This is a genomic window from Streptomyces sp. NPDC001493 (assembly GCF_053597235.1).
This window is the reverse complement of sequence record NZ_JBSFHV010000011.1, coordinates 257,620-268,061: the sequence shown is the minus strand read 5'-3', so window position 1 is coordinate 268,061 and position 10,442 is coordinate 257,620. Positions and strand designations below refer to the sequence as shown.

Here is a 10,442-nt window from a genome sequence, read left to right as displayed (position 1 = left end):
GAGGCCGAGCACGCGCTCACCGTCCAGGAGGTCCTGCGGATCACCGGCAACACCGAGCTCCTCGGTACCAGCCCGGTCCTCCAGCAGACCTTCGCCATCCGCGACGCCTACCTGGACCCGATCTCCTACCTCCAGGTCGCCCTGCTCAAGCGCCAGCGCGACGCGGCGGCGGCCGGCGAGGAAGCCGACCCGCTCCTCGCCCGCGCCCTCCTCCTCACCGTCAACGGTGTGGCCGCGGGCCTCCGCAACACCGGCTGATCCAGCGGTACTCGGCACATCGGGCGCCCCTGTCCGGACTCTGGTCCGGGCGGGGGCGCCGTTGCGTCGGGGGAACGGCTTGACCTTGTCGCAGCGACAAGGTTTCTACTGGTGTCATGCGCATCGGAGAGCTCGCCGCGGTCGTCGGCATCACCACCCGGGCCGTACGGCACTACCACCGCATCGGTCTGCTGCCCGAGCCGCCACGGCAGCCCAACGGGTACCGGGAGTACGCGCTGCGCGACGCCGTCGAGCTGGCCCGCATCCGCCGGCTGACCGAACTCGGCCTGAGCCTGGACGAGGTGAAGGACGTGCTCGCCGACGACGCGGGCAAGGACCTCGTCGACATCCTCGCCGAGCTGGACGCCGACCTGGCCCGTCAGGAGGAGGCCATCCGGCAGCGCCGTGCCCGCCTGGGCCGGCTGCTCGAACAGGCCGAACGGAACGGGCGGTTGCCCGCCGAGGCCCCGGTCTCTCCCGAACTCGCCGCACTCTTCGACGACATGGCCCGTGCGGCGGCGCGGCTGCCCGGGCCGGAGCCCGCGATGGCCGCCCGGGAGCGGGAGTTGCTGGCCCTGCTGGAGACCACCCTGCCCGCCGGTGACCACGGCCGGCTCTACGCCATGGGGCGGAGCCTGAGCGCCGACGCGGAGGCCATGGGCCGGGTCTACGCGGTGTACGCCCGGTTGGAGGAGCTGGCCGGGGCGGCCGAGGACGATCCACGGGTGGAGCGGACCGCCCGCGCCATCGTGGAGATCATCCCGGACGAGGCGGCCCGAGCGGTGATGGCCTCGGCGGGCGCGGGGCGACCGGGGGAGACGGACGCGTTCACGAGCGCCCTCTTCGCCGCGTTCCCCCCGGCTCAGGCGGCGGCCGTCCGCCGCGCCATGGAGCTGCTCGTGCGGCGTGCCGGATGAGCGGCGACGGGCAGAACCGCCCCGAGGGACAGGCCCGGGGCCGGGCGTTCCCGGCCGCGGTCGCCGGGCGCGTCCCGGCGCCTGTACGGCTGTGCCGTCACGAGGCCACCCTCGCGGCCTGCCTCCTGCGCTGGGCGACCCGCCGCGGACCGCACGGCGTACGCGAGGGCGACCACGTGGCCCGGTACGCGTCGGCCCAGGCGGCGACCCTGTACGGGCTGCTCTTCGTCTGCGTCGTCGAGACCGTCGCATTCGCCTTCGTGATCCCCTGGCCCTTGGTGCACGCCGTCATGCTCGTCCTCGACCTCTGGGGCTGCTGGTTCCTCCTCGCCCTGCACGCCTCCTGCGTGGTGCGCCCGCACGTGATCGGGGCCGACGGCTCGCTGCGCCTGCGTTACGGTGCCCTGCTCGACATCCGCGTCCCGGCCGACCGCATCGCCTCCGTCCGGCTGGACCGGAGGTTCCCGGACGGCAGGCCGGGTTCGGTGGACGAGCACGGCACGGCCGACCTCGCCGTCGGGAGTCAGACGACGGTCACCGTGGAACTCACCGGGCCGCTGCGGTACACGCGCGTCCTCGGCGGGCCCGCCGAGGCCCGCGTCCTCCGCTTCTACGCGGAAGACCCGGTGTCAGCGGTCGCGGCGCTGAGAGCGGGCGGCAGGTCTTCCCCCGGATCCGTCACCTCTCCGGGGGTCTGAGGATCGCCCCGCCCGGTCCCCGGCGCACCTGCGACCGGCCGGTGGCCGCACCCCGGAGCGGTGGTCCGGTGGCCGCCCCTCAGAGCGCCAGGAACGTCGCCACCAGCAGTGCCGCCCCCGCGACTCCCGCCGCCCATGCCGTACGGGTCAGGCGCAGGCCGCCGCCCAGGACCAGGGAGGCCAGGATCAGTGAGCCGCCCAACGGGAGCCAGGCGTGCAGGAATCCGGGGACTCCGGTTCGTACGGCCTCGGCGCTGCCCGGCTTCAGGACCACCGGGAACTCGTCGCCGCGCTGTGCGGCGACCGAGCGCGTGACGATCACGCCCGAGCGCGGCGGGGACTGGGCGTCCGGGGTGTAGGTGCCGGTGCAGGTCTCCTCGCCGCAGCCGGTCACCGTCAGCGTGCCGTGCTCACGGCCCTTGGCCAGGATGATGTGGTGCGCGGTCTCCCACGAGGCCCACGCACCCGCGACGAGCAGCAGCAGGGTGACCAGGGCCATCGCGCCATTACGGCCGATCAGGGCCGCGTTCTGGGAGGGGGTCCGCTTCATGGGGGCAGATCTTTGGGCAGGACGATGCTCTCGGTCAACTTGCGGGCCAAAAGGGGCGGGGAAGCGGTCGGGAAGCGGTGGGAATGTCGGGAGTCGGGTGGTTGGGGCTCCGTACGAGGGGGCGACGCGTCAGCCCGCCGCCGCGCCCGCGGCCCGGTCCGGGACGCTGCCCCGCGTGCATGCCCAGATCGCGAACGCGAGGACGCTGACGGCGGCGCCCAGTGCGCACACCGCGCCCCAGCCGGCCGCCGCGAAGAGGGAGGTCGCGGCGATGGCGCCGGTGGCGCTGCCGACCGAGTAGAACACCATGTAGCCGCCGATCAGGCTGCTGCCCGCCTCCGGGTGCAGCGCGTGGATCAGGGTCTGGTTGGTGACGTGGACGGCCTGTACGGCGAGGTCGAGGAGGATCACGCCGACGAGCAGGGCCCAGAGGGAGCTGCGGGTGAAGGCCAGCGGCACCCACGAGACGGCGAGCAGGGCCAGGGCGATGCCGGTGGTCCGCCCGGAGAGCCCGCGGTCGTTCAGCCGGCCCGCCGCCGTCGCGGCCAGCGCGCCCGCGGCTCCGACCAGCCCCCAGGCCCCGATCGCGGTGTGGGAGAAGGAGTACGGGGGTTCGCTGAGCGGCAGCGCGAGGCTGCTCCACAGGGTGCTGAAGGCCGTGAAGATCAGCAGGCCCAGCAGGGCCCGGAGCCGCAGCAGCCGCTCCCGGGCGAAGAGTGTGACGGTGGAGCGCAGCAGCTGTCCGTAACGCAGGGACTTCTGCCGGTCGTTGGGGTGGTGGGGGAGTACGCGGTGGAGGACCAGCGCGAGCAGTGCGGTGAGTGCCGCCGAGGCGAGATAGACGGAGCGCCAGCCCGCGAGGTCGGCCATGAGGCCGGAGACGGTACGGGCGAGCAGGATGCCGAGGACGACGCCGCTCGTCACCGTACCGACGACGCGTCCGCGCCGGGCGGGCGGCGCGAGCGATGCCGCGTAGGCCACCAGCGTCTGCGTGACGACGGCGAGGAGTCCCACCCCGGCCATGCCCGCGAGGAGGACCGTCGCCGTGCCGGCGGTGGTGACCACCGTCAACGCCGCGACCATGAGGAGGAGTTGGGCCACGACGAGGCGGCGGCGGTCGGTGATGTCGCCCAGCGGTACGAGCAAGAACAGGCCCAGGCCGTACCCGGCTTGGGTGAGGGTGACGACGGCGCCGAGCAGCGCCGGGCTCATGGAGAGGTCGTGCCCCATGGTCACCAGGAGCGGCTGGGCGAAGTAGACGTTGGCGACCGCTGCTCCGCAGGCGACGGCGAACAGGGCGACGAGGCCCCGGGGCAGGGCGGGCGCGGCGCCTTCGCCGCTCCGGCCGGGAGCACTTCGAAGACGTGCCCCAGCGGCCTGCGGTGCCGGCGCCTGTGCCGGTGTCGGGGTCGCGGCCTTGCTGTCGTCGAGCACTCGACACCCCTCCGTACATCTGGTTTCAACTTGCTACCAGAAGTGACCGTAGCGGCCTTTGGTAGCATCATGCAACCGATTGGGGAGTGGAGGACGGCATGGTGACCAGAACGCGCTTCGACGACAGCGACTGTCCCGTCGCCCGGTCCGTGGACGCGATCGGCGACTGGTGGTCGCTCCTGATCGTGCGCGACGCCTTCGACGGGAGCCGCCGCTTCGGGGAGTTCCAGCGCGGCCTCGGGGTGGCGAAGAACATCCTCACCGCGCGCCTGCGCACCCTGGTCGCGGGCGGGATCCTGGAGACCGTCCCCGCCTCGGACGGCAGCGCCTACCGCGAGTACGTACTGACCCCGAAGGGCAAGGCGCTCTTCCCCGTCGTCGTGGCCCTGCGGCAGTGGGGCGAGCAGAACTTCTTCGGCCCCGGCGAACCCCACTCGCGGATGGTCGACCGCGAACAGGGGCAGCACCTCCGTGCGCTGGAGGTCCGGGCGGCGGACGGGCGGCCGCTGGGCCCGGACGACACGGTCGTGCGTAAGGTCGTCCGCGCGGTCACCGACGAGTGAGGGGCCGGCACCGGGGCGGCTCCGGTGCGGGGAGGACGTGCCCGGGGGAAGTGCGGGGGACTCAGGGGAAGTACAGGGACGCCTTCTCCAGCACGTGGCCGGTGAACATGCCGCCCCAGACGGTTCCGCCCCGGTACAGCGTGGTCAGGGTGGCGCCGGGAGTGGTTTCGACCGTCAGGGGGCGGCTGATCAGCGAGGTGTCGAGAATCCTGGCGTCCTGGGCCGCCCACCGGGCCGCCTCGGGCCGGACGCGGGTGCTCACCAGCGCGGGGAGCACCTGTGCCACGTTGCGGGCGCCGGGGATGCCGCCGCGCACGCTCTTCGCGTAGCGCATGGCCCAGTTGGTGAACTCGCCCAGGGTGGCCACGTCGATCTCGGGGACGACGGCCGCGAAGACGAACAGCTCGGCCTTCGTTCCGAACCAGCGGGCCTTGCGATCGGCACGGAAGCCGGTCACCGACCGGTGGCCCTTCCAGTCCGACGACGTCACCGTGCAACCGTCGGCCTTCAGTCGGTCGTGGAGCGCCGTGAGGTACGTGTCCGCCGCGTCGGCGGTCGGATCGATCGCGGGCTGATTCATGCGCGGATTCTCCAACGCCCTTGCTGCGTAAGGGAAGAGGGGGTGCGCGAGGCGGGTGCGGAGCAGCGGAGAACGTCGCCGTCGACAGCCCCGCCCCGCGCCGCCCGCCGCCCGTAACGAACGGTCGGACGCCGGCCGCGCACACACCCGTTGCGGGAGGAAAGCATGCTGGTCGCATGACCGAAACCGATCAGGAAGCCGGCGAGCCGCAGGTGTGCGTCGTCGCCAATGTCGCCGCCGAAACGCGCCACGGCCCCGGCGGCGAACAAGTCCAGTCGGGCCTGAAGCAGTTCGCGCCCGGCTCGCGGCTCTGGGTGCTTCCGCCCCGCTATTGGAACGAGGACGAGCGGGTGGAAGTCATCGGTGTGCACCGGGGGCGGGGTGTGCGGAACATCCAGGTGATTCTCTTCCGGCGGCATCTGGAGAACTTCCGGATCAAGCCCGTCCACAGTCCGGCGGTGCGGCGGGCGATGGACCTCGCACGCTGGAACTGGGGGCGCGTGTGGTGCTGCCCGGAGATGGCGCAACCCTGGATCGACCGCTGGAACGCACAGGCGGCCGGAGACACCTCCGGGGAGTTCCCGCCCTGGCCGGCCCGGACCACCGACGGCCGGGACGCGCGGCTGTGCCCGCATCGGACGGCTCCGGTGGGTTGAGCGCGCGTCTGCCAAAAGCCCGGGGTGCGGCGTACTCGCCCGCTCCCCGTTGTGTACGACGTGCTGACGGCGGGTGCGCGGCACCGGTCCCGACGCGCCGGACCGGCGCGGGGTAGGTGCCGCCCGGCCGCGAGAATTCGGCTGCTGGGCGACGCGTTCCCCGCATAGGATCACCCGGCGGGACGGGGCTCGTAGCGCAGCGGTTGTCGCGCCTTCACGGCATGTAGGAGGACGCCGGTTCGAATCCGGCCGGCCCTGTCCCGTACCCAGGAGTGAACGGGAGACGGACGACATGACCGGCCGGCAGGCGACCACGACGCTCTGGCGCCCCACCGGGCCCGAGGAGCTCGCCCTGGTGGAGGCGTCGGACTGGCGGGCCTGGCCGCCCCGCTGGTCCACACGTTCCACCCCGGGGCCGGTTGCCTGAGCGCACGCGAGGGGGCGGCCGTCTCCGGCCGCCCCCTCGCTCGTACCTTTCCCGCTCGTACCGGTTACTCCCCGGCCGTCTCCCGGAGCGCCGTGAGGATCGCCAGCGGGGTTGCCGCCGCCCACGCCTGCGGGGAGCAGGAGTGCGGGTACGGGACGGGGCGCGGGTGGTCGGTGCGGCCGTAGCCGGCCATCACCTCGGGCAGCCGGTCGCCGTGGTGGCCGGCCGCGTCCAGCAGGCCGCGTGCGACGTCACGGACCTCGTCGGCCAGACCCGCGCGGGCGAGGCCGAGGACGATGACCGCGTTGTCGTGCGGCCAGGCGGTGCCCCGGTGGTAGGAGAGCGGGTGGTAGCCCGGCTGTCCGGCCGCGAGGGTGCGGATCGCCCAGCCCGAGAAGAAGTCGGGCTCCAGCAGGCGCCGGCCGACCCGGCGGGCGTGCTCCTCGTCGAGGATGCCCGACCAGAGGAGGTGGCCCGCGTCGGAGGCGAGGGAGTCGACCTGCCGGCCCTTCCCGTCCAGCGCGAGCGCCGGGAAACCGGGGCCGGTCATCCAGAAGTCCCGCAGGAAACGCTCCCGCAAGTCCCGCGCGGCCGCGTCCAGTTCGTCGGCCCAGGCGTCGTCGTCCCATACCGTGCGGGCGAGCCGGGCGGTACGGACCAGGGCGTCGTACGCGTACCCCTGCGCCTCCGCGACCGCGATCGGGCCTTCGGCCTGGGTGCCGTCGAGGAAGCAGATCGCGCCCTCGGAGTCCTTCCAGTTCTGGTTGACGAGGCCGCCCGGGTCCGGGGTGTAGACGAGGTAGCCGCTCTCGGAGAGGCCGCCGTCCCGGAACATCCACGCCACCGCCGCCCGCGCCTGCGGTTCGAGGCGGGCGGCGAGCGCGGTGTCGCCGGTGGCGAGGGCGTGGGCGTCCAGCAGGGTCAGGAAGAGCGGGGTCGCGTCCACCGAACCGTAGTAACGGCCGTACGGGACCTGGCGGAACGCGGCCAGTTCGCCGTGCCGGATCTCGTGCACGATCCGTCCCGGCTGCTCGCCCCGGAACGCGTCGTACTCCGCGCCCTGGGTCGCCGCGAGCGCGGCGAGGGTGGCCGCCGCAAGCTCCGGGCGGTAGGGAAGCGCGAAGTGCGAGGTGAGCAGGGCGTCCCGGCCGAAGAGCGTGAGGAACCACGGCACCCCCGCCCCCGGGACCCGGAGCTCCTCGCCGTCCGGCCCGAGCGCCGGGACCCGCAGCGCCGCCAGGTCGCGGAGCCCGCGCGCGCAGGCCGCCGCGAGCCCGTCCGGAGCGCCGGCGGGCAGCGGGAGTGAAGCCTGCGGACGCGCGAGCCCGGTGAACTCGACTGCGTCCAGGGCCTGTTCGGATGCGGCAGCATCCGGGGTCGCCAACGGCACGGCCGCCGGGGCCCCGTGAGGCTGCGCCGCCACGGTCAGCAGCAGTTCGACGGCGCCCTGTGCGGGCACCTCCAGGTGCCACCTGAGCAGCCGTGCGGTCGACTCGCCCTCCAGGGGGGCGACTTCGGCCGGGGCGGGGTCGGCGGCCACCGTCGTCCGCGACAGCCAGTCATCGCCGCGTGCGTACGCGAAGACGACTCCGTCCGGGGTGGGGGTCGCGGTGCGCCGCCCGCCGGCCTTGTCGTACCGGCGGTTGTCCGAGCGCAGTTCGAACTGGTCGGCGAAGTCGGCGTCCACGGTGAGACCGAGGACGGCGGAGACCGGTGCGTCCCGGTTGCCGACCAGCCGGATGCGTTCGGTCAAACAGCCGTCGCCGAGCGCCTGTTCGCGGAACACCGTGTAGGCGGGCGGCTCGTCGCGGGTGCCGGGCGGGGTCAGTACGCACTCCGCGCCCGCCTCCCCGGCGACTGGTACGAGCACACCGGGAGCCGTGCCGTCCACGGTCAGCGTCCAGCGGCTCAGGTGACGGGCGTCCCGGCGGAAGAGGCCGTCCGGGGAGGTGCCCCGGCGGCCGGTGATCCCGCCGTCCGCGCCGAGCACGGCGAACGTACCGGCGCGGACCAGGGTGAGGTCGGAGCTCGTGCTCACGCGTCCGCCCCCACCGTCGTGTCCAGCCGCTGCCCGAGGACCCCGGCGTCCGCACCCGGATCCGCCGCCAGCAGGTCCAGGGTGAGTGCGGCGGTCCAGCCGAAGTCGCGGGTGCCGCGGGCGTGCGCGGTGAAGGGGTCCACGTACTCCGCGAAGCCGCTTTCCCCGGCCGCCGCCAGCATCGCCGCGCGCAGCCGGTCGGCCGCACGCGTCCGTCCGTACTGCCGCAGCCCGCGCTCCACCAGCCAGCTGGTGTTGAACCAGGCGGGTCCGCGCCAGTAGCGGGACGGGTCGAAGGCGGTGCCGGTGAAGTCGTACGAGGGGACCATCGGGACCTCGCCGAGCCGGAAGGCGGAGCTCTCGGCCGTCCCGACCAGCGCGTCGACGATCTCCGGCGGGAGGCCGGGGACGATCAGCGGGATCAGTCCGGCGACGCTCTTCTCGGGGATGAGCTCGTCGCTCACCAGGTCGCGGCTCAGGAACATGCCGGCCTGCGGCGACCAGAGCCGCTCGACCAGGGCCTCGGTGAGGCGGGCCGCGCGCTGTTCGTGCGGGGCCGGGTCGGCGCCCGTCTCGGCGGCGATGCGGGCGAGTGCGTGCTCCGAGACGATCAGCAGCGCGTTGACGCAAGGGTCCTCGACGGCGAACGCGTGCTCGGCGCCCGCGTCGGCGTAACCGCTGTCGCGGTAGTCGGTGGCCAGGCGCACGTACCGCCCGTAGTCCAGGTCGGTGGGCCGCTCGGAGGGCTGGCCGTGGTCGAGGTCGGCGCGCCGGTACGAGCCCCGGGCGGCCGGTTCCACGCGTCCCAGCGGGGCGTCCCAGCAGGGGCTGTTGTCCATGCCCGGCTCCCACGGGTGGACCATCGCGGCGAGACCGCCGCCGCCCAGGTCCCGGGGGCCCGTGAGGTAGTCGTGCCAGGCGGCGAGGCGCCCGTACACCCGGGGCAGGAAGCCGCGCCGACGGGAGTCCGCCGGGTCGGCGAGGTGCACCAGCCAGGCGGCCAGCGCGTGCACCGGGGGCTGCACGATCCCGGAGGTCTCCGTACCCGCGGGGGCACCGGCCGCCGCTCCCGCGCTCGACGAGCGCCAGAAGTCGGGGCTCGGGAAGTACGCGTCGTGCGGGACCGCCGGGTTGAACACGATGTGCGGGACCCGGCCGTCCGCCCACTGCGCGTGCAGCAGGGTTTCCAGCTCGCGCTGGGCCCGGCGTACCGAGAGGTGGCGCAGACCGATCGCGATGAACGCGGAGTCCCAGCTCCACTGGTGCGGGTAGAGGCCCCGGGACGGCACCGTCGAGGCGCCCATCCAGTTGGTGAGGAGGACGCGGGCCGCGCCGCGCCCGAGGGCCTCGGCGGGGTCGTCGGCGGCGGTCGCCGGGGGACCGACGAGAAGGGAGGTCACGCGCCCGACCTCCGCAGGAACGCCGGGATGGAGCGGACGGCCTCGACCGGGTCGCCGGTCAGGCGGCACTCGGCGGCGAGGTAGCCGTCGAAGCCGATGGTGTGCAGCGCGCCGATCCAGGCCGGCCAGTCCAGGTGGCCGGCGCCCGGCTGGAACCGGTTGGAGTCGCTGACCTGGGCGTGGCCGATGTACGGGGCCGCGGCGAGGATGGCGGCCGACGGGTCGGCCTCCTCGATGTTCATGTGGTAGCTGTCGATGCCGATCTTCACCGAGTCCAGGCCCACCGTGCTCAGCAGGTCCACGGCCTGGTCCAGGCGGTTGACCATGTGGTCCTCGTACCGGTTGAGCGGCTCCAGGAAGAGGGTGACGCCCTCCTTGCGGGCGTGCTCGCCGAGCTCGGTCAGACCCGACAGGAGCACCTCGCGGTCCTCCTCCTCGGAGCGCGGCGGCTCGAACGGGGGCAGCCGGCGCGAGAACATCCCGTACGAAGCCGGGGTCTGCACACCCAGCGCGCCGATCTCGGCCGCGACGCTGAGCTGCGACTTCATCTGCTCCAGGGCGTCCTTGCGCAGACCTTCGTCGAAGGCGGCGAAGAAGTGCAGCATCTCGACGCAGACCGTCGGCATGACGACGCCGTCGGCCAGCGCCTGCTTCAGCTCGGGCAGCCGGTCGCGGAAGTGGAAGTCGCCCCGCGAGCGCAGCTCGACGGCGTCGAACCCGGCGTCCTGGGCGAACGCCCATTTCTCCTGGAGCGTGTCACCGGGGAGCAGCTGCTCCTGGCAGGCGGTCTTCAGCGCGGTCTTCAGCATGGAGGGGCCTTTCGGCGCTGCCGGGCAGCGCGCGGAGGAGTGGCGAGGCGGTGGTGCGGGGGCCGGTACGGGGACGGGCTCGGGGCGTGAGTCGGAACACGGCCCGGCCGTC

11 protein-coding genes, 1 tRNA gene and 1 pseudogene are annotated in these 10,442 nt (G+C 73.7%); 7 read left to right on the top strand and 6 right to left on the bottom strand.

The genetic code is table 11. The annotated features are described in order from the left end of the window. From ACWCWD_RS18285 to ACWCWD_RS18275, 3 genes are all read left to right on the top strand, one after another. The coding region (locus ACWCWD_RS18285; RefSeq protein ID WP_450773823.1) for a phosphoenolpyruvate carboxylase at positions 1–258 on the top strand (258 nt) is incomplete at its 5' end. A gap of 116 nt (positions 259–374) precedes the next feature. Beyond that, on the top strand, positions 375–1,175 hold the full coding sequence (locus tag ACWCWD_RS18280; protein ID WP_450773822.1) for a MerR family transcriptional regulator: 801 nt from the start codon (positions 375–377) through the stop codon (positions 1,173–1,175). Then, entirely contained in the window at positions 1,172–1,873 is a 702-nt protein-coding gene (locus ACWCWD_RS18275; RefSeq protein WP_450773821.1) for a hypothetical protein, read from the top strand. Before ACWCWD_RS18280 ends, ACWCWD_RS18275 begins: the two co-directional genes overlap by 4 nt. A 79-nt stretch (positions 1,874–1,952) precedes the next feature. Here ACWCWD_RS18275 and ACWCWD_RS18270 read toward each other — a convergent pair whose 3' ends face one another. Together ACWCWD_RS18270 and ACWCWD_RS18265 are read right to left on the bottom strand one after the other, a co-directional pair. Continuing rightward, positions 1,953–2,423: a hypothetical protein gene (locus ACWCWD_RS18270; protein ID WP_450773820.1), complete on the bottom strand. Its 471-nt coding sequence runs from the start codon at positions 2,421–2,423 to the stop codon at positions 1,953–1,955. Positions 2,424–2,552: 129 nt separating this feature from the next. Further along, entirely contained in the window at positions 2,553–3,740 is a 1,188-nt protein-coding gene (locus tag ACWCWD_RS18265; RefSeq protein WP_450773836.1) for an MFS transporter, read from the bottom strand. Positions 3,741–3,955: 215 nt separating this feature from the next. On the opposite strand from ACWCWD_RS18265, the gene ACWCWD_RS18260 reads away from it, so the two are divergent. Further along, positions 3,956–4,420, top strand: a complete 465-nt coding sequence (locus ACWCWD_RS18260) for a winged helix-turn-helix transcriptional regulator (RefSeq protein WP_450773819.1) — start codon at positions 3,956–3,958, stop codon at positions 4,418–4,420. A gap of 61 nt (positions 4,421–4,481) precedes the next feature. On the opposite strand, the gene ACWCWD_RS18255 is transcribed toward ACWCWD_RS18260, so the two are convergent. Then, on the bottom strand, positions 4,482–5,000 hold the full coding sequence (locus ACWCWD_RS18255; RefSeq protein WP_450773818.1) for a hypothetical protein: 519 nt from the start codon (positions 4,998–5,000) through the stop codon (positions 4,482–4,484). 176 nt (positions 5,001–5,176) lie between these two features. Between ACWCWD_RS18255 and ACWCWD_RS18250 the strand changes: the two genes are divergently transcribed. From ACWCWD_RS18250 to ACWCWD_RS18240, 3 genes and pseudogenes are all read left to right on the top strand, one after another. After that, complete coding sequence (locus ACWCWD_RS18250; RefSeq protein ID WP_450773817.1) at positions 5,177–5,656, top strand: hypothetical protein; 480 nt, start codon at positions 5,177–5,179, stop codon at positions 5,654–5,656. Positions 5,657–5,840: 184 nt separating this feature from the next. Beyond that, positions 5,841–5,914 (top strand) — tRNA-Ala (locus tag ACWCWD_RS18245). A gap of 34 nt (positions 5,915–5,948) precedes the next feature. After that, positions 5,949–6,047, top strand: a pseudogene (locus ACWCWD_RS18240) (ADP-ribosylation/crystallin J1); the annotation flags it as partial. A 100-nt stretch (positions 6,048–6,147) separates the two neighbouring features. On the opposite strand, the gene ACWCWD_RS18235 reads toward ACWCWD_RS18240, so the two are convergent. The 3 genes from ACWCWD_RS18235 to ACWCWD_RS18225 are packed head-to-tail and all read right to left on the bottom strand — an operon-like array spanning position 6,148 to position 10,330. Then, positions 6,148–8,121: an amylo-alpha-1,6-glucosidase gene (locus tag ACWCWD_RS18235; RefSeq protein WP_450773816.1), complete on the bottom strand. Its 1,974-nt coding sequence runs from the start codon at positions 8,119–8,121 to the stop codon at positions 6,148–6,150. Next, positions 8,118–9,521, bottom strand: coding sequence for an MGH1-like glycoside hydrolase domain-containing protein (locus ACWCWD_RS18230; protein ID WP_450773815.1), 1,404 nt, complete (start codon positions 9,519–9,521; stop codon positions 8,118–8,120). Before ACWCWD_RS18230 ends, ACWCWD_RS18235 begins: the two co-directional genes overlap by 4 nt. After that, positions 9,518–10,330, bottom strand: a complete 813-nt coding sequence (locus ACWCWD_RS18225; protein WP_450773814.1) for a sugar phosphate isomerase/epimerase family protein — start codon at positions 10,328–10,330, stop codon at positions 9,518–9,520. The genes ACWCWD_RS18230 and ACWCWD_RS18225 overlap by 4 nt, the downstream gene beginning before the upstream one ends. Positions 10,331–10,442: the final 112 nt, after the last annotated feature.

Coding starts and splice junctions, on each gene's coding strand:
- ACWCWD_RS18260 (WP_450773819.1), top strand. CDS start 3,956: ATGGTGACCAGAACGCGCTTCGACGACAGCGACTGTCCCGTCGCCCGG.
- ACWCWD_RS18270 (WP_450773820.1), bottom strand. CDS start 2,423: ATGAAGCGGACCCCCTCCCAGAACGCGGCCCTGATCGGCCGTAATGGC.
- ACWCWD_RS18275 (WP_450773821.1), top strand. CDS start 1,172: ATGAGCGGCGACGGGCAGAACCGCCCCGAGGGACAGGCCCGGGGCCGG.
- ACWCWD_RS18225 (WP_450773814.1), bottom strand. CDS start 10,330: ATGCTGAAGACCGCGCTGAAGACCGCCTGCCAGGAGCAGCTGCTCCCC.
- ACWCWD_RS18255 (WP_450773818.1), bottom strand. CDS start 5,000: ATGAATCAGCCCGCGATCGATCCGACCGCCGACGCGGCGGACACGTAC.
- ACWCWD_RS18250 (WP_450773817.1), top strand. CDS start 5,177: ATGACCGAAACCGATCAGGAAGCCGGCGAGCCGCAGGTGTGCGTCGTC.
- ACWCWD_RS18280 (WP_450773822.1), top strand. CDS start 375: ATGCGCATCGGAGAGCTCGCCGCGGTCGTCGGCATCACCACCCGGGCC.